A 22508-nucleotide genomic window follows, 5' to 3' on the forward strand; every position below is an offset into this window, starting at 1 on the left:
GCGTTCTGAAGCAGCTCGCGGAGATAGACCCGGGGGCTGGAGTAGAGGTGGTGGGAGAGCAGATCCACCAGGCCACGCAGATCGACCTGGAACGTGGGGGACGAGTGGGGGGCGATCTCGGGTTCCTCGGGGTCCATGGATGCGCATACGGTCCATGGATGCGCATACATCGTGGGCGTTTGCGCAGACTCTTTCAGAACGACACGGGTTCGTACATCCGTAGAACTACGGAATCGAAACCCCCCGGGGGGTATACGGTCACGCCGCTCCGTCGTCGCACGGCGGAACTGGGCAGCGCCTCTGCGGAATGTCTCGGATAGGGTGAATCGGTAGGTATTGCGCCCCTCGGGGCCAGGCTGATGCGTAGGTCGATGCGTTGCACACTCACCAGTCGCCGAGCAGGGTTCCGCAGCCGCCCCGGGCGGCCGTGGGGTACGCGGGCGTGCTCAACGATCTGCTGCCCATCGCCCTCTGGCGCGAGGACTCCCGGGGCCGGATCGTGGAATGGTCCCTCGCCGCCCAGGACCTGCTCGGACACCGCCCCGAGGACGTGCTCGGGCGCCTGGCCACCCCACTCCTCGTCCCCGACACCAACCGCGAGCTCGCCGACCGGCTGACCCGCCAGGTACAGGCCGGCGAGACCGTCGTCGGCACCCTGCCGGTACGGCACCGCGACGGCCACCAGGTCGTCATGGAGATGTGGATCGTGCCCGCCGCCGACCCGCAGGGCCTCCCCGGGGCCATGCTGATCGCCGTCGAGACCTCCGAGGTCCTGCGCATGCGGGACTCCCTCGCGGCCCTGGAGTCCCTCTTCACCCAGTCGCCCATCGGCCTCGCCACCCTCGGCCCCGACCTGCGCTTCCTGCGCGTCAACGACGCCCTCGCGCGGATGAACGGCGTGCCGCCCGCCGACCACCTGGGCCGCCGGCTCACCGAGGTCGTCCCCGGGGTGAACGCCGGTGCGCTGGAGGCCCTGATGAGCCAGGTGCTCGACAGCGGCACCGCCGTCGTCGACGCCCGCCGGGTCGGCCGTACGCCCGCCGACCCCGACCACGACCACATCTGGTCCTGCTCCTACGCGCCGCTCCTCGACCACGGCGGCCGCCCCCTCGGCGTCATCGCCTCCCTCATCGACGTCACCGACAGCCAGCAGGCCCACATCGAGGTCGAACGCGCCCGGCGCCGCTTCACCCTGCTCGCCGAGGCGGGAGCCAGGATCGGCACCACCCTCGACCTGCGGCAGACCGCGGAGGAGGTCGTCTCCTTCCTCGTCCCGCAACTGGCCGACTCCGCCGACGTCCAGCTCCTCGAATCCGTCCTGGATCCCGACGAGTCCACCGCCGCCACCCGGGGCGTGCTGCGCCGCCTCGCCGCCGCCTTCCCCGACCCGACCGCCCCCACCGCGCTCCTCGCCGTCGGCCGCACCTTCCAGATACCGCCGGACTCCGTGTACGAGGAGGTCATCACCGACGCCCGCGCCCTGGACCTGTACACCGCCGACATCCCGGCCCTCATCAGGGACCCCCGGATGGAGGCGCTGCGCAGCTACCTCGCCACCCGCATCGGCTCCGCCCGGCTGATCCCCCTGGTCGCCCGCGGCACCGTGCTCGGCACCGTCTCGGTGACCCGGCTGCGCACCCGCGAACCCTTCGACGACGAGGACCGCGTCCTGATCGACGAGGTCGCCGCGCGCGCCGCGCTCAACATCGACAACGCGCGCCTCTACACCACCCAGCGACAGGCCGCCCTCACCCTCCAGCGCAGCCTCACCAACAACACGCTGCCGGACGTCAAGGGCCTGGAGCTCACCGGCCGCTACCTCCCCGCGAGCGACCACGACGTCGGCGGCGACTGGTACGACGTGGTCGCGCTCCCCGGCGGACGCACCGGCCTGGTCATCGGCGACGTCATGGGCCACGGCATCCACGCGGCCGCCGTCATGGGACAACTCCGCACCGCCGTACGCACCCTGGCCCGCCACGACATCCCGCCCGCGCGGATGCTCAGCTCCCTGGACGCCGTCGTCGCCGACCTGGGCGAGGACGAGATGGCCACCTGTGTCTTCGCCGTCCACGACCCGCTCACCCGGATCTGGACCATCGCCCGCGCGGGCCATCCGCCGCCCGCCGTGGTCACCCCGGACGGGACCATCACCTTCCTCGACGGCCCGCCCGGCACGCCCCTGGGCACCGGCGCCCACGAGTTCGGCACCGAGGAGGTCGCGCTGCCCGCGGGCGGCCTGCTCGTCCTCTACACCGACGGCCTGATCGAGGCCCGCGACCGCGACCTCGACGAGGGCATGGCCCAACTCGCGGGCGCCCTGCGGGACACGGACCGCCCGTTGGACGAACTGTGCGACGACGTCCTGGCCGGACTCCTCGACGGCCGCGCCCAGGACGACGTGGCGGTGCTCCTCGCCCGCACGACGAGCTGACCGGCGTACGACGAGCTGACCGGCGTACGCGCGAGGCTGACCGGCGTACGCGCGGGGCGGCGGCCTCCCGCAGCGCCCGGCCGTCAGCCGCCGGCGCCCTCCAGGATCGCCTTCAGCTTCCGCTCGTCCCGCGCCATCTCCCTGCGGGCGCGCGGCCTGACGACGAGGGGGACGAGCGCCTTGCCCATGCCGTGCCCCTCGAAGTCGAGGGAGAGCGTCAGCCGCGAGCGCTGGCCGTCGTCGAGCGGCTCGACGGTGCCCTGGACGTCCCCGCGCACGGGACCGTCCACGCCGTGGACGTGCCAGCTGCGCGGCGGGTCGAGCTGGGTGAGCTCCATGGTCATGTCGAAGTCACGGCGTCCCATCCGCCGGGTGACCGCGACCTGCTGCCCGACCGCGCCGGGGGGACCTCCGGTGCGCCGTACGGCGACCGCGCTCTCCTGCCATTCCGGCAGGTGCGTCGGGTCGGTCACGTAGGCGAAGACGTCTTCGGGGCGACGGGAGATGTCGACGGAGGCGTTGATCCTGGACATGTCGCCTCCTTGCTCGCGAGAGAGGGGACCTCTCCCATCGTGCCACGCGAGCCCCCCGCCCCGAAGGGTCAGGCGCTCGCGCCCCGGGCCGGGTACAGGTCCCTGAGCAGGGCGATCTCCGCGCCGTGGTGGAGGAGCTCCTGGTTCATCCACCAGATGACGTCCAGGAGCGGGTTCTCCGGGTCGCTGCCGTGCGGGTACGAGCTGTAGCCGATCGTGTCAAGGGCGCCGTCGTCCAGCGAGAGCAGCATCGTGTGCCAGGCCGCCGAGGCCGCCTCGAAGTCCGCGACCGCAGCGGCGGCGTCCCCGTGGCTGCGGAAGTCGTCGCGGGTCAGCCGGTGGCTGCCGGCGGTGTGGTCGGTGCGCAGGGTGAACATCTCGGAGAGATGGCTCAGCCGCCAGGCGATCGTGGTGAACGGCGCCGGTTCGGGGTGCGGGTACGGGGCCGCGTCACGGCCCCAGTCGCCGGCCCCGGTCAGCAGCGTGGCCCGGTGCCCCGGCCCCTCCTCGTGGCGGCGGACCGACCAGCAGCCCGCCACCGGCTCCCACCGGAACTCGGCGTCGGTGATCGGGCCGACCGGCACGTCCGTCCCGTTGCCGCTGTCCAGCAGCGGCCCCTTCAGCCGGTTCACGAGCCGCTCGCGGGCGAACTCGAACTGGTCGAGCAGAGGGGTGAGACGGGGCGGGATCGCCATGGACGCTCCAGGATCTCTCGGGCCGCCGGACCGCCGGCGGGGGGGCGTGCCGAACCCTGCCACACGCGTCCCGCGCCCGACCACGAGATTTCAGGCGCGGTCGATGTGCACGCTGGTCGACTTCACCCGGGCCGTGGCCCGCATGCCGACCTCCAGGCCGAGCTCCTCGACCGCTTCCCGGGTGAGGAGCGAGACCAGCCGGTGCGGGCCCGCCTGGATCTCGACCTGGGCGGCGACGTCGCCCAGCTTCACCGCGGTGACGATCCCGGGGAACGCGTTGCGCACCGAGGTGTGGCTCTCCTCCTCGTCGCCCTGACCGCTCTGGCCGATCTCGATGGAGAACGCGGCGAGATCGGGGCCCTCGATGAGCCGCCGGCCGCCCTCGTCACGATGGGTGGCGACCCGGCCGGCGTCGGCCCAGCGCCGCGCGGTGTCCGGGCTGACGCCGAGGAGGCGCGCCGCCTGGCCGATGGTGTAGGTCTGCATGGACATCAGCCTACGGCGCTGATCGACTCGTCCACTCGGCCAGCCAGGCCAGCGCGGCCCGCGCAGTGAACTCCCGCTGGCCGTCCGGGAAGAGCAGGTCGACCGTGGCGAAGGCGGGATCGTCCGCAGTCCCCGGTACGTAGGGGAGGGCGAGGCAGCGCATTCCGGCCGCGTGCGCGGCGGCGGCGCCCGGCGGGGCGTCCTCAAGCACCACGCACCGCTCGGGCGGGGTGCCGAGCCGGCGGGCCGCCTCCAGGAAGACGTCCGGCGCGGGCTTGCCGCGCTCGACCTCCTCGGCGGAGACCAGGGTCGTCAGATACGCGTCGAGTCCGGTCCCCGCGAGGACCGCCTCGATCGCCGCGCGCGAGGAACCCGAGGCCACCGCCATGGGCACCCCCTCCGCGTACAGCCGCTCCACGAACGCGCGCATCTCGGGGAAGACGGGCGTCGCGGCCCGCGCGAGCTCCAGGTAGTGCCGGTTGGTCGTGTCGAGGAGGACGTCCGCCGGGGCGCTGACGCCGTACTCGGCGGCGAGCACGCACAGCGACTCCAGGGTGCCGATCCCGATGAACTCGGTGTGGCGCGCCCAGTCGAAGGCGGTCACGCCGTGGACGGCGAGGGTGCGGCGGGTGGCCTCGAAGTAGTTGGGCTCGCTGTCCACCAGCGTGCCGTCGAGGTCGAAGACGACCGAAACGCGCGGGGTGCTCATGATCCCAGCCTCTCAGGGGGGCCGCCGGAATCGCAGGGCCCTTGGTCCCGGCCCTCCGGCCCCGGCGCGCCCCCGCTCACGTGGCCCGTCGCCCCACCGACTCGACCAGCGGAAGCAGCCGGTGCGACACGCGCTCGCGCAGGGCGATCTCGGTCCTGGTGCGGACCACTCCCGGCAGCTGGATGAGGTGCTGGATCACGTCCTCCAGGTGGCCCGCGTCCCGGGCGACCACCCGGGTCAGGAGGTCGCCGCCGCCCGTGATGGAGAAGGCCTCCACGATCTCCGGGACCGTCGCGAGCGCGTCCCCCACCTCGTCGAGATGCCCCTGCGTGACCTCGATGTGCACGAACGCGAGCACCGGGTGCCCGAGCGCCGCGGGGGAGAGCACCGGGCCCGTGGCGGTGATCACCCCGTCCCGTTCGAGCCGGTCGATCCGGGCCTGGACCGTGCCCCGCGCCACCCCCAGGATCCGGGCGTACTCGCGCACGCTGGTGCGCGGCTGCTCGATGAGCAGCCGCAGGACGCGGGTGTCGAGCTCGTCCACCGCCATGGTCCGTTGGCCTCCCTCTGGCTGATCGTCCGCCCCTTCGACTGTACCAATGGCTCAGTCTTCGGCCCGCCGGTTGAGCCACTGGGCGGAAGGGTGTTTTCCTCTGGGGAGAGTTGGACAGATGGCGCCGCGCACGCGCCGGACCGGCGAGGTCGCCGGCCCCGGACCCGCGGCGCCATCGCCATGTCCGGAATCCATCACGGCGACGACGAAGAGGGTGTGTGTACGGCAACGGGGGCGGGACGACCGTCGTGAAGAAGGGCCTGGCGGCCGGTGGCCGGCTGTTCCGGCAGGTGTGTGTGGCGCCCGATCCGGGCAAGGTGCGGCTGCGGGTGGCCTCGCGGGCCGTGCTCGGCGTCGGCCTCGCCGTCGCCGCGGCCGAGCTGGCGGGGCTCTCCCTGACCGCCTCGATCACCGCGGGCCTCGCCGCGCTCCTGGCGCTCTTCACGGTGGGCGACCCCACCGTGCGCCGCCAGGCCGTCACCACGGCCCTGCTGCCGCTGGCCGGATTCCCGGTCCTCGCGCTGGCGACCGCCCTGCACGGCCTGCCCCTGCTGCGCGACACCGCCTGGCTCCTCGTCGTCTTCGCCGGTGTGTACGCGCGCCGCTGGGGGCCGCGCGGGCACGCGCTGGGCATCTTCGCGTTCATGCAGTTCTTCGTGACGCAGTTCCTGCACGCCGTGCCCCAGCAGCTCCCCGAGCTGTACGCCGCCGTGCTCCTCGCGCTCGGCGCGGCGGGCGCGGTCCGCTTCGTGCTCTGGTGCGTCGAGCGGCGCGTCCCGCCGCCCGCCGCGCCCGCCCCGCTGCCCGGCACCGGGCTCGCCCGGCCCACCACCCGGCAGGCCTTCCAGGCCACCGTCGCCTGCGCCGTCGCCCTCGCGGCCGGACAGCTCATCTCCCCGGACCGCTGGTACTGGGCCGTCGGCACCGCCTGGTGGATCTTCGTGAACACCGCCTCGCGCGGCGAGACCCTCGTCCGCGGCTTCCGCCGGGTCGTCGGCACCGTCACCGGCATCGCGGCCGGCCTGCTGATCGCCCTGCCGCTGGGCGGGGCCGCCGCGCCGACGGCCCTGCTGGTCGCCGTGTGCGTCTTCGGCATCTTCTACACGGCGCCGCTCTCGTACAGCTGGATGATGTTCTTCGTCACCGTCATGGCCGGGCTGCTCTACGGGCTGCTGGGCGTCCTGCACCCCGGGCTGCTGCTGCTCCGCTTCCAGGAGACCGCGGTCGGCGCGCTCGGCGCGGCCGTCGGCGTCGCCCTGCTGCCCGTCACCACGCACGCGGCGACCAACGCCTGGATCCAGCGGGCCGTGGGCTCCGTGCACGCGTGCACCACGGCCGCCGCCCGGCGGCTCGCCGGCGACCCGGCCGCCGACCCGGCGCCGCACGCCGCCGAGCTCGACCTGCTGCTCGGCCGCGCCCGGCTCTCGCTGGCCCCGCTCGTCCACCCGCTGAGCCCGCTGCGCGCCCGCAAGGCCCGGGCCCGCCGGGTGCTCGCGCTGCTCGACGACTGCGCCCGGGAGACCCGGGGGCTCGCCGCGGTCGCCGCCGACCCGGACGCCTCGCACGACGCCCGGCTCGTCGCGGCCGCCTGGCGCGTCGAAGCCGCCGTCCACGCCCTCGTACCGCCCCTCGACGCCGCCCGCCCCGGCACGGCCACCGCCGCCGCGCCGCCCGCCCTCCCGCCCCACCACCCGGGCGCCGAGGCGGCCCTCGGCCACCTCCACGGCCTGGAGCGCGCCCTGGTCGACCTCGCGGCCCCGCTGCGCACCTCGCCGCGCGCCCCCCTGGTCCCGGCGGCCTGACGCCCGCCCCCGGAGCCCGGCGCGCCCGCCCCGGCCACTGATCCCACCTGGTCTAGACCGCCTGCTAACGTCGGCCCCGACGACGGCCGGTCGGTCGTGACCGGCCCGGGGACAGCGGACATGGGGAGGCGCCGTGGGCGACACACGCCGTACGCGGGCATACATCGGATCGTTCACCTCGGCCGGCGGCCGGGGCGTGCTCGTCGCGGAGGTGGAGCCGGAGAGCGGAGCGCTGCGCCTCGTCGGCGCGAGCGACGCCGTCGCCGACCCGTCCTTCCTGGCCCTCGGGCCCGGCGGCGAGGTGCTGTACGCGGTCTCCGAGACCGCCGAGGGCGCCGCGGCCGCCTTCGACGTCACCGCCCCGGAGCCGCGCCTCCTCGGCGCCCCCGTGTCCGTCGACGGCTCCGGGCCCACCCACCTCGCCGTGGCCGCCGGGCACGTCCTCACAGCCAACTACACCTCCGGCAGCGTCAGCGTCCTGCCCCTGGCCGCCGACGGGAGCCCGAAGCCCGTCACCGGCGTCGTACGCCACGAGGGCTCGGGACCCGTCGAGGGGCGGCAGAAGGGGCCGCACGCCCACCAGGTGCTGCCGGACCCCAGCGGCCGCTGGGTGCTCGCCGTGGACCTCGGCACCGACTCCGTCGTGATCGGCGCCCTCGACGCCGGTACGGGCGTCCTGCGCCCGCACGGCACGACCGCGCTGCGCCCCGGCACCGGCCCCCGCCACCTCGCCTTCCACCCGGACGGGGCCCACGCCTACGTGCTCAACGAGCTGGAGCCCACCGTCACCGTGTGCCGCTGGGACGCCGGAGCCGGCGTCCTGGAACCGCTCGGCGAGAGCCCCGTCGTCCCCGCGGACGCCACCGGGGACCGTTACCCCTCCGAGGTCGTCGTCGCCCCCGACGGGCGCTTCCTGTGGGCCGCCGTGCGCGGCCACGACACCCTCGCGGTCCTCGCCCTCGACGCGAGCGGCGAGGAGGCCCGTCTGGTCGCCTCCGTGCCCTGCGGCGGCCACTGGCCGCGCGACCTGACCCTCGACCCCTCCGGGCGCCACCTCTACGCGGCGAACGAGCGCTCCGGCGACGTCACCTGGTTCACGGTCGCCCCGGAGACCGGCCTGCCGGCCCGCGCCGGCTCGGTCCCGGCTCCCGCGGCCTCCTGCGTCGTCCTCGGCTGAGCCGCCGCCCCCGCGCGTACGGGAAGGGCCCGCACCGGATGCGTCCGGTGCGGGCCCTTCCCGTCACGGTCCTGCGCGCGCCCGGTCCCTCAGTGGACGGGCGAGCCCTGCTGCGGGGAGATCCCCAGCGCCGACGCGTACTGCGACAGCACCAGCTTGCCGATCGCCGGGTACGCGCCCAGCGCCTCGGCCGTCGCGCAGCCCGCCTCCTTGGCGGCCGCGTCGAGCAGACCCTCGGCCAGCTCCGGGCCGATCAGGTACGGGGCGAGCGCCAGCTGCTCCGAGCCGGAGCCGCGCAGCTGCTCGGCGATGGCCGCGATCGAACCCTCCTGGTCGAGCGCCGCCGCCATCACGGGCACGGCGAGGCGCGCCGCGAGCAGCATGCCGGTGATCCCGGCGGCCTGGACCGCCTCCTCGCCGCCGACCGTCGCCAGGATGATGCCGTCGGCCGCCGTGGCGACCGTGAACAGCCTGGCCCGGTCGGCGCGCGCCAGACCGGCCTCCGAGAGGCGCACGTGCAGCGCCTCGGCGAGCAGCGGGTGCGGGCCGAGCACATCGGTCAGCTCCGCCGTGTTGCCGCTGTCCATCACGGCCTGCCGGATCCGCCGGAGCACGGCGCTGTCCGGGCCCGCGAGCAGCGGGACCACGACGGCCGCCGGGCCCTCGGGCGCGGCCGGCTCACGGCCCGCGGCCACGGCCAGCTCGTAGCGCTCGGTGCGCAGCGCCGAGGCGCGCGCGAGGACCGAGCCGAGGGTCGGGTACTCGGTGGAGTCGTCGCCGTCCAGGTAGCCGATCACGGCGTCGAGGCCGGGCAGCTCCGAGCGGGCGATGCTCACGACCTCCTCGGCCAGTGAGCGTATGGCGGCCGACGGCACACCAGGGAGGGCGAGAACGAGCGCGGGCGCGCCCTCGGGCGCCACCACGGGTTCAGGGCGCCGGTGCCGCCCGGGCTGGCGGGGGCGCGGCATTCGTACAGGCAGGCCGGGAGTGGGCCCAGTGGGGGAGCTCATGGCGCCGCATGCTACTGGTTTTGCCCGTCGCGCAGTTCGGTGAGGTGCGGCTGGGCGACTTCTGCCCCTGTATGTCCGAGTCGTCAGGAACCGCCGTTTACCTGGTGAGTTCAAGGAGGCGTGGATCCCCGGGCAGCCGCAGCGTCCCGGTCGCGAGCGCGGCCCCGATCGTCACCGCGCCGGCGAGCGGATCGCCCGCCGCCGCCACCTCGCGGGCCCGGGGGAGCAGGGCGCCCAGCTCCGCCCGCAGCGGACCGAGCAGCGGCTCGCCCATCTTGAACAGGCCGCCGGTGAGGGCCACTTCGACCTCGGCGTCGACGGGGCACACGGCCGCCGCGGCCTCCGCGATGTGCGTGGCGGCCCGCTCCAGGATCCCCACCGCCACCGGGTCCCCGGCGGTCGCGCAGTCGGCCACGCGGGGCGCGAACGAGGCGAGGACGGCGGGCCGGTCGCTCCGGGGGTAGAGCGCGCCCGGCAACCCGGCCACCGGACCGAAGCGTTCCTCGGCACACGCCAGGAGCGCGGCCGAACCCCCGCGCCGCCCGTCGTGCGCCCGCATCGCCGCTTCGAGCCCGGCGCGACCGATCCACGCCCCGCTTCCGCAGTCGCCGAGCAGATGTCCCCAGCCGTCGGCCCGGCGCCAGCCCGACAGATCCGTGCCCATCGTGATCAGGCCGGTGCCGCCCGCGACGACGGCGCCAGGGCGCTGGCCGAGCGCCCCCGCGTACGCGGTGACGGCGTCGGCCGCCAGCGCGAGCCGCCGCACGCCCCAGGCGCGCGCGAACGCTTCCGGAAGCTCGGCCCGCAGGCCGTCGCCGAGGGTCGCCATGCCGGCCGCCCCGACCGCGACCGCCACGATCCGGTCCCCGGCCCCGGCCGCCCGTGCCGCCATCGCCCCGACGGCGGGCAGCAGCTGGGCCAGCAGATGACCGGCGTCGATCCCGCCCGCCCCGGTGCGCACCGGCTCCTTGGACGCGAAGGTATCGAGGACCCGGCCGTCCACGGCCCGGGCGAGCGCGATCCGCAGCCCCGACCCGCCCGAGTCGACACCGACGACGAGCTCGCGCTCCGGCCCGTCCGTCACGGCAGCTGCCAGTCCACCGGCTGGGCGCCCTGACGGAGCAGCAGCTCGTTGGTGCGGCTGAAGGGGCGCGAGCCGAAGAAGCCGCGGTCCGCCGACATCGGCGACGGGTGCGAGGACTCGATCGCGGGCAGGTCGCCGAGGAGCGGGCGCAGATTGCGGGCGTCCCGGCCCCACAGCACCGACACCAGCGGCTTGCCGCGCGCGGCGAGCGCCCGGATGGCCTGCTCGGTGACGGCCTCCCACCCCTTGTCGCGGTGCGCGCCCGGCTTGCGCGGGGCCGTGGTGAGCGCCCTGTTGAGCAGCAGGACGCCCTGCCGGGTCCACGGGGTCAGGTCGCCGTTCGAGGGGCGGGGGTGCCCGAGGTCCGCGTGCATCTCGCGGAAGATGTTGTCCAGGCTCGGCGGCACCGGACGCACGTCCGGCGCCACGGAGAAGCTGAGGCCCACCGCGTGCCCGGGCGTCGGGTAGGGGTCCTGGCCGACGATGAGGACCCGCACCTCGTCGAAGGGCTGTTGGAACGCTCTGAGGACGTTCGCCCCCGAGGGTAGGTAGGTGCGCCCCGCTGCCACCTCCTGCCGGAGGAAGTCGCCCATCGCGGCGATGCGTTCGGCCACCGGTGCGAGCGCCTGCGCCCACCCGGCCTCGACGATTTCGTTCAACGGTCGTGCTGCCACGTCCGTCACTCTACTGGCGCACACCGACAGCCGGCCCCGCCGCTCGGTCGCCCGCCGCTCGGTCGCCCACCGCTCAGCCGATCACCGCCGCCCGCACGCACAGCACGTCCGGCAGGTGCTCGGCGAGGAGCCGCCAGCTGTCGCCGTCGTCCGCGCTCGCGTACACCTCCCCGTTGCGGTTGCCGAAGTAGACGCCCGCCGGGTCGCCGTCGTCCGTGCACAGGGCGTCGCGCAGCACCGTGCCGTAGTGGTCGCCGTCCGGCAGGCCCTTGGTGAGCGGCTCCCAGGTCTCGCCGGCGTCCCTCGTGCGGTAGACGCGGCAGCGGCGCCCGGCGGGGACGCGGTCGGAATCGGCGTTGATGGGGAACACGTAGGCGGTGTCCGGCCGGTGCGGATGGGCGGCCACGGCGAAGCCGAAGTCGGAGGGGAGACCGGAGCCGATGTCGGTCCACCGGCCGCCCGCGTCGTCGCTGCGGAAGACACCCCAGTGGTTCTGGAGGTAGAGCCGGTCGACGTCCCCGGCGTCCTGCGCGATCTTGTGCACGCACTGGCCGAACTCCGGGTGCGGATCGGGCAGGAAGACCGCCGACACCCCCTCGTTGGCCGGATCCCAGCTCTCCCCGCCGTCGCGCGAGCGGAAGACGCCCGCCGTCGACACGGCGACCGTCACGGCGTCCGGGTCGCGCGGGTCGGTGACGACGGTGTGCACGGCCTCGCCGCCGCCGCCCGGCACCCAGCGGTCCCGGGTCGGGTGCTCCCACAGCGGGCGGACCAGCTCGAAGGACTCGCCGCCGTCGGCGGACCGGAAGAGCGCGGCGGGCTCGGTCCCCGCGTAGACGACGCCGGGGGAGTGCGCGGGCGCCGGATGCAGCTGCCAGACCCGCTCCAGCGAGGCCCCGGTGTCCTTCGGGAACGTCACCGCGGGCCGGGCCGGCTCGGTCCACTCCACGCCCAGGTCGTCGGAGTGGAAGACGGACGGGCCCCAGTGCGCGCTGTCCCCGCCCACCAGGATCCTGGGGACCGGGCGGCGGGTGTCGATCCCGATCGAGTAGATCGCCTGCGCGTTGAACCGCGGCTCGTCGAACTCCCATCTGCCGTCTCGGCAGCGGCCGATGAAAAGACCCTTGCGGGTGCCTACGGTCAGTAGCACGTCGGTCATGCCGACACCTCCAGGACGCCGTTGTCGCGGATACGGGCCAGTCTGCACCCGTGCACTGACAACGGCCCCCGGAGGTGGCCGCGCCCCAGGTGGGGGGCGTGTCGACGCGGTCAGATCGCCCAGGCGTACGGGGTCGGGGCGTGGGTCTCGGCGCCCAGCTCGCGCGCGGCCCGCCGGGCCCAGGAGGCGTCGCGGAGCAGTTCGCGGCCGATCAGGACGGCGTCCGCCTCCCCGTTCGCGACGATCTTCTCGGCCTGGCCGCTCTCCGTGATCAGGCCGACGGCGGCGACCGGAAGGCCCGTCTCCGCCTTCACCCGGGAGGCGAACGGCACCTGGTAGCCGGGGGAGACCGGGATCCGCGCCGCGCCGCCGTTGCCGCCGGTGGACACGTCCAGCAGGTCGACGCCGTGCTCGCGCAGCAGCGCGGCGAAGCGCACGGTGTCGTCCGCGGTCCAGCCCTGCTCGTCGAGCCAGTCGGTGGCGGAGATCCGGAAGAAGACGGGCAGTTCCTCGGGCCACTCGGCCCGCACGGCGTCGACGACCTCCAGGGCGAAGCGGACGCGGTTCTCGAAGGAGCCGCCGTACGCGTCGGTGCGGCGGTTGCTGTGCGGGGAGAGGAACTCGCCGATCAGGTACCCGTGGGCGCCGTGCACCTCCACGACCTCGAAGCCGGCGGCGAGCGCGCGCCGGGCCGCGTCGGCGAACCGGGCGGTGACCTCGTGGATCTGCTCGGGCGTCAGCTCGGTGGGCACCGGGTGGTCCTCGGCGAACGCGACCGGGCTCGGCCCGACGGGCTGCCAGCCGAGTCCGGTGGCGGGGTCGACGGGGCCCCGGCCCTCCCAGGGGCGGTTCGTCGATGCCTTGCGCCCGGCATGGGCAATTTGGACGCCCGGAACGGTGCCGTGCTCCTTCAGGAAGGTGGTGATCCGCCGCAGGCCCTCGATGTGCGTGTCGTCCCAGATCCCGAGGTCGGCGGGGCTGATCCGGCCCTCCGGGGCGACGGCGGTCGCCTCGGTCAGGATCAGGCCGGTGCCCCCCGTGGCGCGGGCCGCGTAGTGGGCGAAGTGCCAGTCGCCCGCGACGCCCGCGAGGGGGCCCGTGGTCTCCGCCGAGTACTGGCACATCGGGGCCATCCACACCCGGTTCGGGATGGTGAGGGACCTGAGGGTGAGGGGCTCGAAGAGGGCGGTGCTCATGGCGGACTCCGTTTCGGCGTCTCTCGGTACTGCCTGGAGAAGGTGCTTACTACGATAGGCATCGTAGTACGGTGCCTGTCAAACTACGAGGATGCTCGTACAATGACCGCACATACTCCCGAGAGCCGCCCGGCAGCCCGCACCCCCGGACAGAAGTGGAGCCGCAGCCGTGACGACCGCGACCAACCCCAGGGCCCTGGAACATCCCGCGCGCGAGGACATCCGGCTCGAAGCCGTGCTGCACGCCCTGTCGGACGCCGTCCGGCTGCGGATCGTGCGCTGCATGGCCCTCGCGGACGCGGGAGCCGAGCTCAGCTGCTCGTACTTCGAGCTGCCGGTCACCAAGTCGACCAGCACGCACCACTTCCGGGTGCTGCGCGAGAGCGGCGTCGTCCGGCAGATCTACCGGGGCACCGCCAAGCTCAACATGCTCCGCCGCGACGACCTGGAGGCGCTCTTCCCCGGCCTCCTCGACAGCGTCCTGACCGCCGCGGGCGCCCAGGCCGCCCGCCTCGGCGACGCCGAGCGGCCGCACGCCGGGTAGGCGGACACCGGCCGGATGGTGTCCCCGGCCCCCAGGCCGCCTCAGGCCCCCCGGGACGCCGCCCGCAGCCCCGCCCAGTCGGGGATCTTCACGCGCTCGCGGCCCAGCGCCCCGCCCAGGGCCGCCTCGGCCCGCTCGATGGCCAGCCAGCCCGTCCACGGCACCGGCTCGTGCCCCCTCGCCCGCAGCTCCGCCACCGGGTCCTCGGCGACCCGGCGGCCGGCCAGGGCCGGGGCGTCGGCCAGGAGCGAGGCGGCGGTCTCCTTGGCGCAGGGGCGGTTGGTGCCGATCACGCCCGTCGGACCGCGCTTGATCCAGCCCGCCACGTACTCCCCGGGCGAGACCGCCCCGTCGCGCAGCACCCGCCCCGCCGCGTGCGGGACCGTGCCCCGTGCCTCGTCGAAGGGCAGTCCGGGCAGCGGGGCGCCCCGGTAGCCGACCGCGCGCAGCACCAGACCCGCCTCGATCTCCTCGTACCGGCCGGTGCCCCTGACGCCGCCGTCGCCGTCCGGCTCGGTCCGCTCGAAGCGGACCCCCGTGACCCGGCCGTCCGCGCCGAGGATCTCCACGGGGCGCAGGAAGAAGCGCAGCCGGATCCCGCGCGGGGCGGTGCCGCCGTCCGCCGCCCACCCCCGTACGACCTCCAGATTGCGCCGGTTGACGGCGGGCAGCGCCGACGGGTCGGCGTACGCCGGGTCGAGGGCCAGCTCCGCCGGGTCGACCAGGACCCGGGTGTCGGGCAGCGCGCCGAGCTCGCGCAGCTCCTTGGTGGTGAACTTCGCCTGCCCGGGCCCGCGCCGGGCCACCATGTGCACCTCGCGCACCCCGCTCGCCGCCAGCGCCCGCAGGGCGCCCTGCGGCACGTCGGTGGGGGCCAGCTCCGCCGCCCGCCGCACCAGGAGCCGGGCCACGTCCACGGCCACGTTCCCCGCCCCGACGACCACCGCGCGGGGACCGTCCAGGGTGAACCCGTCCCGCGCGGCGTCCGGGTGCGCGCTGTACCAGGAGACGAACTCGGTGGCGGAGAAGCTGCCCAGCAGCTCCTCGCCCGGCACCCCGAGCCGGCGGTCCCGGGAGGCGCCGACGCAGTACACCACCGCGTGGTAGAGCTCCAGGAGCCCGGCCGGGGTCAGCCCGTGCGCCCCGACCTCGACGTCGCCGAGGAAGGAGACGTGCTCGTCCTCCAGGACCGTCCGCAGGTTGCCCTGGAGCGACTTGATCTTCTCGTGGTCGGGCGCGACCCCGTACCGCACCAGGCCGTACGGGCAGGGCAGCCGGTCCAGGACGTGCACACGGATCCCGGGCACGGCGGTCTGCCGGACCAGCTCCTGGGCGGTGTAGACCCCGCTGGGTCCCGAGCCGACGACGGCGACGCGCAGCACGAGGGGTTCCCCTTCCTGCCGGGAGGCTTCCAGCATGGCACCGCCGGGGCCTCCCGGGCCGGTCTACAGGGGGCGCATCCGGTGGATCTCCGCCGACTGCTGGGCGATGACGTCGTTGGCCATCTCCTCCACCAGCACGTTGTTGCCCTGACCGAGCACCTCGGCGGCCATGGTGACGGCTCCCTCGTGGTGCGTGATCATCAACTTGATGAAGAGGGCGTCGAACGCCTCGCCCTTGGCGGCGCGCAGTTGGGCGAGCTGCGCCTCGGTCGCCATCCCCGGCATCGAGTGGTGGTCGTGGCCCGACTGCGGGCGGGGGCCGCCGTTGTTCTTCAGCCAGCCCTCCATGGCGCCGATCTCCGGCGCCTGCGCCGCCGCGATGCGTTCGGCGACCTTCTTCACCTTGGCCGACCCGGCCCGCTGCGGGACCAGCGCCGTCATGGTGATCGCCTGCCGGTGATGCTCGATCATCATCTGGACGTACGAGAAGTCGGCGCCGTTGGGGCGCTCGTCGGGCATCAGCCGGGCCGCCTCCTCGGGGGTGACCTTCCTCGCCGGCTCACCGGGCTTGCCCGGAGCCACCACCATGGGGCCGCTCGACGTCCCAGCCGGAGGCGCGGCCGCCCCGGTCTTCGGGCCGGACTCGCACGCGGCGAGCGCGAACACGGCGACGACGGCCAGCACACCGGCGGCCGCTCCACGGACACGGCGCTTCGACAACACGACCTCCACGGGCACTTCGACGACTTCGAGGGGCTGGAGCGGGTGTTTCTTCATTACGTCTGTGTTGCCATCTGTTGAGATGTGCACACCAAGGAAGATACTGCCGGGGTCCCACCATCGTTCAACTGTGCGACATTCAGATGAGGACGGAGTGACTTCGTTGCGTACCACGAGTACCCCGCGCGCACGGATCAGAGGCCTCGGGGTGGCGACCGCCGCCGCCGGACTGCTGATCAGCCTGCTCGCCGCCGGACCCGCGGCCGCCACCCCCGACCCCGGCGACGCCACGGCGCAGACGGCCGTCTCGGCGGAGCAGGCGTCCGACGCCCGCGCCGCCATCGCCGCCGGGGACATACCCGGCGTGGACGAGGTCGTCCACAGCCCCAACATCGAACATCTCGTCAACGTCCCCAAGGACGCCCTCAAGGGCATCAACTCGGATCTCGCCTTCCAGGGCAAGTACGCGTTCGCCGGCAACTACGACGGCTTCCGGATCTTCGACATCAGCAACCCGCGGTCGCCCAGGACCGTCGCCCAGGTGCTGTGCCCCGGCTCCCAGAACGACGTCTCCGTCTCCGGGAACCTGCTCTTCCTCTCCACCGACTCCTCGCGCAGCGACAACTCCTGTGCCAGCGTTCCGCAGCCCGCCTCGGTGAAGGAATCCTGGGAGGGCATGAAGATCTTCGACATCAGCGACATCGCCAACCCGAAGTACGTCGCCTCCGTCGAGACCAACTGCGGTTCCCACACCCACACGCTGGTGCCGAAGCGCAAGGACGTGTACATCTACGTCTCCTCGTACTCGCCCAACGCCGCCTTCCCCGACTGCCAGCCCCCGCACGACGGCATCTCCGTCATCAAGGTGCCGCGCAAGGCGCCGGAGCAGGCCAAGGTCGTCAACTTCCCGGTCCTCTTCCCCGGCGAGGGCCCGGACGGCGGCGGCAACCCCGGTGAGCCCACCAACCCGGGCGTCTCCAAGACCACCGGCTGCCACGACCTGACCGTGCTGCCCAGCGAGGACCTGGCCGCCGGCGCCTGCATGGGCGACGGCATCCTCTTCGACATCAAGGACCCGGAGCACCCCCGGGTGATCGACCGCGTCCAGGACAACGTCAACTTCGCGTTCTGGCACTCCGCGACCTTCAACCAGAAGGCGAACAAGGTCGTCTTCACCGACGAGCTCGGCGGCGGCGGCGCGGCCACCTGCAACGCGGTCGTCGGCCCGAACCGCGGCGCCGACGGCATCTACGACATCGTCGGCAAGGGCGACAAGCGAAAGCTGGTCTTCCGCAGCTACTTCAAGATCCCGCGCCACCAGGCCGACACCGAGAACTGCGTCGCCCACAACGGCTCGCTGATCCCGGTCAAGGGCAAGGACATCATGGTCCAGGCCTGGTACCAGGGCGGCGTCTCCGTCTGGGACTTCACCGACTCCCGCCGCCCGAAGGAGATCGGCTACTTCGAGCGCGGCCCGGTCTCCGCGACCACCCTGGCCACCGGCGGCTCCTGGTCGGCCTACTACTACAACGGCCACATCTACTCGAACGACATCGCCAAGGGCTTCGACGTGCTCAAGCTCAGCGACAAGCGCACCGACAAGGCGGCCCGGGTGCGGATGGACGAGCTGAACGTCCAGACGCAGCCCGACTATTTCGAGGATTTCGAGGACTGACGCGGCACCCGGACCGACCGGTCCGGTAACGCCGTACGCGTCACCGGCACGCCGTCGGGCGGACCCCCGCCCGGCGGCGTGCCCTGCTCCCAGTCGAGCCCGTACCGCTGGAACAGCTCGGAGCGCAGCCGGGCCATCGGCATCGGCGCCCCCGGCAGCAGCACGGCCACCACCGCCCCCATCAGCAGCGCCCGCAGCAGCGGATAGTCCGTGTCCACGTCGTCGGAGCCGTACCGGGTCACGGTGTCCCGCAGCAGCTCCGCGAGCCGCTGCTGCTCGGGACACCGCACGAAGCCCTCCGCCTGAAGGATGCCGGCCATGTGCGTCCGCATGAGCACCGGGCGCCGCTCGGCCAGGCCCAGGATCGCGTCGATCGCCCGTGCCAGACGCTCCCGGCCGTCCTCCGTGCGCGGCTCCCGCTCCAGCGCCTCCGCCAGCGTCCGGTGCATGAGCCGGTGCACCGCCGACTGCAGGAGCTGCCGCTTGCCGGGGAAGTAGTACGAGATCAGACCGCGTGCCGAGCCGGCCCTGGCGGCTATGTCCGCGAGCGTCGTGGCCTCGTACCCCCGCTCGTCGACCAGCTCCACGGTCGCCTGCAGGAGCCGCTCCCGGGAGCGCCGCCGAAGCTCTTCATTGACCGATGCGCTACGCGGGGACATGCTGGACTCCTGCGTTGACTGGCTCGCAGCCAATATACTCAGCGCGTCCTGCCGTCGTGCCCTCGTGGCCGGAAGCGGGACATGCCGTCTGTTCTGGGCGACGCGGGGGATCGTCCAGGACAGACGGCCTCATCGCCCTTCCTCCGTTCCGCGCCCGGCGTCCGGCCCGGAGCCCGCACGCCGCCTCCGCTCCGCCGCGCGGTACGTGACGATCGCCACGGCCACACAGGTCCAGCCCAGGAGCCAGCCGCCCACCACGTCCGACGGCCAGTGCACGCCCAGATACACCCGGGTCCAGCCCACCCCCACGACCGACACCACGGCCGCCCCGGCGAGCGTGCCCCAGCCCCGCCGGCCCTCGTGCCAGTGCAGGGCCAGCACCCACAGCAGCAGCCCGCAGGTGACCGTCGCCGTCATGACGTGGCCGGACGGGAACGCCGAGTAGTGTGCGGAGTCGACCGGATCGGGCCAGCTGGGCCGCGGCCGGTCCACCGCCGCCTTCACCCCCTGCTGGAGGCCCACCGCGAGCAGGCTCGTGCCCGCCACCCACAGCGCGAGCAGCCGCTCCCGCCGCCACCACAGCCAGCCCACGGCGACCGCGGCCAGCGCGCGCATCGTCCACGGGTCCCAGACCCAGTCGGTCAGGATCCGGTTGAGATGCGTGAGACCGGGCTCGGCGACGGCGCTGCGGTGCAGGGCCTCCGCGATGTCCCGGTCGAGCGAGAGCAGGGGGGGCCACCCGACGGCCACCAGGACGAGCAGCAGCACGGCCAGGGCGCCGGAGACGGCGGCGGAGATGCGCATGGCCCCGATCCTGCCCGATGCCCCTCCGGCACCGTGCGCCCGACCCCCGGGGTGGCGCGACCTTCCCGGGAGCCGCCTACCCCAGCGCCCTCAGCGCCGGCACGAAGGCCACCAGGACCGGGAGCACCGGGACCAGGGCCGCCGCGGCGGTCAGGCGCAGCCGGCGGGCGGGGTTGAGGCGGGGCGTGGCCGACAGAAGGCGGTCGACACGCTGCGGAAGGCCGGCGTCCGGGGCCGGGCCGGGGCCGAACACCCCACGGTCCTCGTTCAGTTCGACCAGCGCGAGCGCGATCGTCAGCCGCCCGAAGCGGCGCGAGGCCACGTCGTCCGCCGCCAGCTCCACCAGGCGGTGCATCTCGCCCCGGAAGGCCGCGAAGACCGGCACCCCGGGGAAACCGTCGGCCAGCGCCGCCGAGCAGTGCAGCAGCCAGTCGTGCCGCGCCCGGGCGTGTCCCCGCTCGTGCGCGAGGACCGCGTCGAGCTGCCGCCCCTTGAGGCGGCGCAGCGCCCCCGTGGTGATGACCAGACGCGGCGTCCTGCCGCCGGGCAGCCACCACGCGTCGGCACGCTCGCCCTCCAGGATCACCAGCCGCTCGCCGCTCGTGGGCTCCTCGCCTGGCACCAGGGGCGACCGCACCAGCAGTTCGCAGCGGCGCTGCCTGCGCCGGGCCCGCGCGTGGCCGATCTCGCGGCCCAGCATCGCGCCCGTCCACAGGCCGCCGGCCGCGAGCAGCACGGCGAGCACCGCCGACCAGGGCCGGCTGGCGCCGAGCTCGTACGCCTCGATCACCGCGTGCGGGGCGGGCGCGAAGACCTGGCCGCGTACCGCCTGCCAGGCCGCCGCCGCGCTGAACGTCATCGACAGCGCGAAACTCAGCAGCACCGCCGCCACCACGCACTGCCACACCCAGAGCGCCACCACGGGTTCCCGCTCCGCCCAGTCGGCCCGCGACAGGAGCCGCGGGGCCACGACGGCGGTCAGGACGCCGAGCGCGAGCAGCGCGAGGGAGACCAACATGGCGTCAGCCTATGAGCCGGTACCACGCCGGGGTATGCCCTTGCCGATCAAGTGACGCACGCCACGTTTGCCACCGTCCAGGGCGCCCCGAACCGCCTCAGAGGGTCAGCAGCATCGCCAGCATCGCGAGCGCCATCGACAGCCGGCACACCAGCGTCAGCTCGGACCCGGGCGCGCGGCCCCCGACCGCCGCCCGTGCCTCACCGGCGGCGCCCGCAGGCACCGCCACCGGCACCAGCCGGGTGCCCGACCGCAGCACGTACACCCCGAAGTAGGCGAGCAGCGCGCCGGTCAGCACGGGTATGCCCCCGGTGGCCGCGCCCCCGTGCCCCGCGTGCGCCCCCGTGGCCGCCGCACCGGGCGCCGCCACCATCGCCACCGCCATGTAGAGCATCGCGAGCGAGCCCACCAGATGGTGCAGATGGTGTCCGCCACCCCGCACCGCCCCGAGCAGACCGGCCGCGGCCGCGAGCCCGAACACCGCCACGTACAGCACGAGCATCCACTCCGGCGGGGCCACCACCGTCGCGGGCAGCGCCATCGCCGCCATCCCGAAGCCCATCACGGCCTCGCCCCCCGCCGCCCGGCGCTCCTCCCCGGAGGCGCGCCGCATACGGCGCAGGCAGTACGCGCCGCCGGCCGCGCACACCACCACGAGCAGCCAGCCGGACAGAGCCGGTCCATGCACGGCGGACCCCCCTCCTCGCCGACCGCGTTCCCTCCCGACCCCGAGTGCATGCCCGGCCCCGGCACGCCTACCCGGGCGCACAGGAGCACACGGGTGTACGAGGGGGAGTGCGGGGCGCGCGCTAGGCTCGGGACGATCGCGCCCGCCGATCGTCAGCGCCCGAGGGGAGCCCCGCACACCATGGACACCGCCGAGTCCCAGCACACCGGCCGCATCACCTACCGCGACGCGGTCACGGAGGACGTCCCGGCGCTCGTGCCGCTCGTCGAGTCGGCCTACCGGGGCGACTCCAGCCGGGCCGGCTGGACCACCGAGGCGGACATCCTCCAGGGGCAGCGCACCGACGCCGAGGGCGTCGAGGCGGTCATCGCCACCCCGGGCAGCCGGCTGATGGTGGTGGAGCGGGACGGCGAGCTCCTCGCCTGCTGCCAGCTCGAACACCGCGGCGAGGCCGCCTACTTCGGCATGTTCGCGGTCCGCCCGGAGCTCCAGGGCGCGGGCCTCGGCCGGCAGATCATCGCCGAGGCGGAGCGCCGGGTGCGGGAGCTGTGGGACGTGCGCGAGATGCACATGACCGTCATCTCGGTCCGCGAGGAGCTCATCGCCTGGTACGAGCGGCGCGGCTACCGCAGGACCGGCCGGATGACCCCCTTCCCGTACGGCGACGACCGCTTCGGCCTGCCGCAGCGCGACGACCTGCAGTTCGAGCTGCTGGTCAAGGAACTCGTCTGACCCGAAGACCGCCGCTCACGCGGTGAAGCGGCCCGTGCTCCGGATCTCGGGGCGGTCGGTCGTCACGCCGTCGAGCCCCAGGGCGCGCGCCAGGCGCAGGTCGTCCTGGGTGTTCACCACCCACCCCATGACCCGCAGCCCCGCCGTGTGCGCCCGCTCGACGGTGTCCTGGGTGAGGTGCCGGATGTTGAGGACGAGCGCGCCCGCGCCGACCGCGAGCGCCCGGGCCACCACGTCCGACTGACGCCGGTCGGCCACAAGCGCCGTGCGCGCCGCCGGGACGAGGGCGCGCACCTCGGCCAGCGCCTCGTCGTGGAACGAGAGCACCTCGACCCGTCCGGTCAGCTCGCGCGCGAGGAGCACCCCGGCGAGGGTCCTGGCCGCCGCGACGTCCTTGATCTCCGCCTGGAGCGGCGCGCTCACCGCGTCCAGGACCTCCTCGAAGACGGGGACGCGCTCCCCGTCGCCCGCGTCGAGCTCCCGCAGCTCGGCGAGGGTCTTCTCGGCGATCGGCCCGGTGCCGTCGGTGGTGCGGTCGACCTCGGAGTCGTGCATGACGACCAGGGCGCCGTCCTTGCTGAGGTGCAGGTCGAGCTCGATGACGTCCAGACCGTCCCGCTCGGCCCGGACGAAGGACCGCAGGGTGTTCTCGGGCTCGACGCCCATGACCCCGCGGTGACCGATGGTGAGGAAACTCAAGATCTTCTCGCTTCCGCTGAGGACCGGTTCGCGACGCAGCCTAATCGCTGGGCCCCGTACGGGAAGCGACCACGC

At 74.2% G+C, this 22508-nt stretch carries 23 protein-coding genes; 6 read left to right on the plus strand and 17 right to left on the minus strand.

Annotated features, from left to right (window positions below; genetic code table 11):
* The first annotated feature begins 376 nt into the window (after window positions 1-376).
* Window positions 377-2434, plus strand: coding sequence for a SpoIIE family protein phosphatase (locus tag ABTZ54_RS34305; RefSeq protein ID WP_351671410.1), 2058 nt, complete (start codon window positions 377-379; stop codon window positions 2432-2434).
* Window positions 2435-2517: 83 nt separating this feature from the next.
* On the opposite strand, the gene ABTZ54_RS34310 is transcribed toward ABTZ54_RS34305, so the two are convergent.
* From ABTZ54_RS34310 to ABTZ54_RS34330, 5 genes are all read right to left on the minus strand, one after another.
* On the minus strand, window positions 2518-2967 hold the full coding sequence (locus ABTZ54_RS34310) for an SRPBCC family protein (RefSeq protein ID WP_351671413.1): 450 nt from the start codon (window positions 2965-2967) through the stop codon (window positions 2518-2520).
* 68 nt (window positions 2968-3035) lie between these two features.
* Entirely contained in the window at window positions 3036-3662 is a 627-nt protein-coding gene (locus ABTZ54_RS34315; protein WP_351671416.1) for a DinB family protein, read from the minus strand.
* Window positions 3663-3752: 90 nt separating this feature from the next.
* Window positions 3753-4148 (minus strand): TOBE domain-containing protein, encoded by a 396-nt coding sequence (locus ABTZ54_RS34320; protein ID WP_351671419.1) that lies wholly within the window; start codon window positions 4146-4148, stop codon window positions 3753-3755.
* A 10-nt stretch (window positions 4149-4158) separates the two neighbouring features.
* Entirely contained in the window at window positions 4159-4857 is a 699-nt protein-coding gene (locus ABTZ54_RS34325) for an HAD family hydrolase (RefSeq protein ID WP_351671422.1), read from the minus strand.
* A 76-nt stretch (window positions 4858-4933) separates the two neighbouring features.
* On the minus strand, window positions 4934-5407 hold the full coding sequence (locus ABTZ54_RS34330; RefSeq protein ID WP_351671425.1) for an Lrp/AsnC family transcriptional regulator: 474 nt from the start codon (window positions 5405-5407) through the stop codon (window positions 4934-4936).
* A 293-nt stretch (window positions 5408-5700) separates the two neighbouring features.
* On the opposite strand from ABTZ54_RS34330, the gene ABTZ54_RS34335 reads away from it, so the two are divergent.
* Both ABTZ54_RS34335 and ABTZ54_RS34340 read left to right on the plus strand, forming a co-directional pair.
* On the plus strand, window positions 5701-7212 hold the full coding sequence (locus ABTZ54_RS34335; protein WP_351671494.1) for an FUSC family protein: 1512 nt from the start codon (window positions 5701-5703) through the stop codon (window positions 7210-7212).
* Window positions 7213-7345: 133 nt separating this feature from the next.
* A complete protein-coding gene (locus ABTZ54_RS34340) occupies window positions 7346-8389 on the plus strand; it encodes a lactonase family protein (protein ID WP_351671428.1) in 1044 nt (347 codons plus the stop codon).
* Window positions 8390-8478: 89 nt separating this feature from the next.
* On the opposite strand, the gene ABTZ54_RS34345 is transcribed toward ABTZ54_RS34340, so the two are convergent.
* From ABTZ54_RS34345 to ABTZ54_RS34365, 5 genes are all read right to left on the minus strand, one after another.
* Window positions 8479-9399 carry a sirohydrochlorin chelatase gene (locus ABTZ54_RS34345; RefSeq protein ID WP_351671430.1) on the minus strand — a complete coding sequence of 307 codons (921 nt, stop codon included), beginning with the start codon at window positions 9397-9399 and terminating at the stop codon, window positions 8479-8481.
* Between the two features lie 97 nt (window positions 9400-9496).
* Window positions 9497-10483, minus strand: a complete 987-nt coding sequence (locus ABTZ54_RS34350) for an N-acetylglucosamine kinase (protein ID WP_351671433.1) — start codon at window positions 10481-10483, stop codon at window positions 9497-9499.
* Window positions 10480-11157 (minus strand): uracil-DNA glycosylase, encoded by a 678-nt coding sequence (locus ABTZ54_RS34355; RefSeq protein WP_351671435.1) that lies wholly within the window; start codon window positions 11155-11157, stop codon window positions 10480-10482. The genes ABTZ54_RS34350 and ABTZ54_RS34355 overlap by 4 nt, the downstream gene beginning before the upstream one ends.
* A gap of 73 nt (window positions 11158-11230) precedes the next feature.
* Window positions 11231-12316 carry a WD40/YVTN/BNR-like repeat-containing protein gene (locus ABTZ54_RS34360; protein ID WP_351671438.1) on the minus strand — a complete coding sequence of 362 codons (1086 nt, stop codon included), beginning with the start codon at window positions 12314-12316 and terminating at the stop codon, window positions 11231-11233.
* Window positions 12317-12426: 110 nt separating this feature from the next.
* Window positions 12427-13512, minus strand: coding sequence for an NADH:flavin oxidoreductase/NADH oxidase (locus ABTZ54_RS34365; protein WP_351671441.1), 1086 nt, complete (start codon window positions 13510-13512; stop codon window positions 12427-12429).
* A 169-nt stretch (window positions 13513-13681) separates the two neighbouring features.
* On the opposite strand from ABTZ54_RS34365, the gene ABTZ54_RS34370 reads away from it, so the two are divergent.
* The gene (locus ABTZ54_RS34370; RefSeq protein ID WP_351671444.1) at window positions 13682-14056 is read left to right on the plus strand and encodes an ArsR/SmtB family transcription factor; all 375 of its coding nucleotides are present in this window, start codon (window positions 13682-13684) and stop codon (window positions 14054-14056) included.
* Window positions 14057-14097: 41 nt separating this feature from the next.
* On the opposite strand, the gene ABTZ54_RS34375 is transcribed toward ABTZ54_RS34370, so the two are convergent.
* On the minus strand, window positions 14098-15438 hold the full coding sequence (locus ABTZ54_RS34375) for an FAD-dependent oxidoreductase (RefSeq protein WP_351671497.1): 1341 nt from the start codon (window positions 15436-15438) through the stop codon (window positions 14098-14100).
* A gap of 63 nt (window positions 15439-15501) precedes the next feature.
* Entirely contained in the window at window positions 15502-16215 is a 714-nt protein-coding gene (locus ABTZ54_RS34380) for a DUF305 domain-containing protein (protein WP_351671447.1), read from the minus strand.
* Window positions 16216-16312: 97 nt separating this feature from the next.
* Here ABTZ54_RS34380 and ABTZ54_RS34385 point away from each other — a divergent pair, with 97 nt between their 5' ends.
* A complete protein-coding gene (locus tag ABTZ54_RS34385; RefSeq protein WP_351671450.1) occupies window positions 16313-17833 on the plus strand; it encodes an LVIVD repeat-containing protein in 1521 nt (506 codons plus the stop codon).
* Here the strand turns inward: ABTZ54_RS34385 and ABTZ54_RS34390 are convergent.
* The 4 genes from ABTZ54_RS34390 to ABTZ54_RS34405 all read right to left on the minus strand — a co-directional run bounded on the left by ABTZ54_RS34390 (window position 17809) and on the right by ABTZ54_RS34405 (window position 21002).
* Entirely contained in the window at window positions 17809-18492 is a 684-nt protein-coding gene (locus ABTZ54_RS34390; protein WP_351671453.1) for a TetR/AcrR family transcriptional regulator, read from the minus strand. The two genes, ABTZ54_RS34385 and ABTZ54_RS34390, sit on opposite strands and share 25 nt — an antisense overlap.
* Before the next feature lie 129 nt (window positions 18493-18621).
* Window positions 18622-19296, minus strand: coding sequence for a phosphatase PAP2 family protein (locus ABTZ54_RS34395; protein WP_351671456.1), 675 nt, complete (start codon window positions 19294-19296; stop codon window positions 18622-18624).
* Between the two features lie 76 nt (window positions 19297-19372).
* A complete protein-coding gene (locus tag ABTZ54_RS34400) occupies window positions 19373-20314 on the minus strand; it encodes a M56 family metallopeptidase (RefSeq protein WP_351671459.1) in 942 nt (313 codons plus the stop codon).
* A 97-nt stretch (window positions 20315-20411) separates the two neighbouring features.
* Complete coding sequence (locus ABTZ54_RS34405) at window positions 20412-21002, minus strand: DUF5134 domain-containing protein (protein WP_351671462.1); 591 nt, start codon at window positions 21000-21002, stop codon at window positions 20412-20414.
* A gap of 180 nt (window positions 21003-21182) precedes the next feature.
* On the opposite strand from ABTZ54_RS34405, the gene ABTZ54_RS34410 reads away from it, so the two are divergent.
* On the plus strand, window positions 21183-21734 hold the full coding sequence (locus ABTZ54_RS34410; protein ID WP_351671465.1) for a GNAT family N-acetyltransferase: 552 nt from the start codon (window positions 21183-21185) through the stop codon (window positions 21732-21734).
* Window positions 21735-21749: 15 nt separating this feature from the next.
* On the opposite strand, the gene ABTZ54_RS34415 is transcribed toward ABTZ54_RS34410, so the two are convergent.
* On the minus strand, window positions 21750-22433 hold the full coding sequence (locus ABTZ54_RS34415; protein ID WP_351671468.1) for a glycerophosphodiester phosphodiesterase: 684 nt from the start codon (window positions 22431-22433) through the stop codon (window positions 21750-21752).
* Window positions 22434-22508 lie beyond the last annotated feature (75 nt).

This window comes from Streptomyces sp. NPDC094032 (assembly GCF_040303965.1).
Classification (GTDB): Bacteria; Actinomycetota; Actinomycetes; order Streptomycetales; family Streptomycetaceae; genus Streptomyces.

Coding starts and splice junctions, on each gene's coding strand:
- ABTZ54_RS34310 (WP_351671413.1), bottom strand. CDS start 2,967: ATGTCCAGGATCAACGCCTCCGTCGACATCTCCCGTCGCCCCGAAGAC.
- ABTZ54_RS34315 (WP_351671416.1), bottom strand. CDS start 3,662: ATGGCGATCCCGCCCCGTCTCACCCCTCTGCTCGACCAGTTCGAGTTC.
- ABTZ54_RS34320 (WP_351671419.1), bottom strand. CDS start 4,148: ATGCAGACCTACACCATCGGCCAGGCGGCGCGCCTCCTCGGCGTCAGC.
- ABTZ54_RS34325 (WP_351671422.1), bottom strand. CDS start 4,857: ATGAGCACCCCGCGCGTTTCGGTCGTCTTCGACCTCGACGGCACGCTG.
- ABTZ54_RS34330 (WP_351671425.1), bottom strand. CDS start 5,407: ATGGCGGTGGACGAGCTCGACACCCGCGTCCTGCGGCTGCTCATCGAG.
- ABTZ54_RS34345 (WP_351671430.1), bottom strand. CDS start 9,399: ATGAGCTCCCCCACTGGGCCCACTCCCGGCCTGCCTGTACGAATGCCG.
- ABTZ54_RS34360 (WP_351671438.1), bottom strand. CDS start 12,316: ATGACCGACGTGCTACTGACCGTAGGCACCCGCAAGGGTCTTTTCATC.
- ABTZ54_RS34365 (WP_351671441.1), bottom strand. CDS start 13,512: ATGAGCACCGCCCTCTTCGAGCCCCTCACCCTCAGGTCCCTCACCATC.
- ABTZ54_RS34380 (WP_351671447.1), bottom strand. CDS start 16,215: ATGAAGAAACACCCGCTCCAGCCCCTCGAAGTCGTCGAAGTGCCCGTG.
- ABTZ54_RS34390 (WP_351671453.1), bottom strand. CDS start 18,492: ATGTCCCCGCGTAGCGCATCGGTCAATGAAGAGCTTCGGCGGCGCTCC.
- ABTZ54_RS34395 (WP_351671456.1), bottom strand. CDS start 19,296: ATGCGCATCTCCGCCGCCGTCTCCGGCGCCCTGGCCGTGCTGCTGCTC.
- ABTZ54_RS34400 (WP_351671459.1), bottom strand. CDS start 20,314: ATGTTGGTCTCCCTCGCGCTGCTCGCGCTCGGCGTCCTGACCGCCGTC.
- ABTZ54_RS34410 (WP_351671465.1), top strand. CDS start 21,183: ATGGACACCGCCGAGTCCCAGCACACCGGCCGCATCACCTACCGCGAC.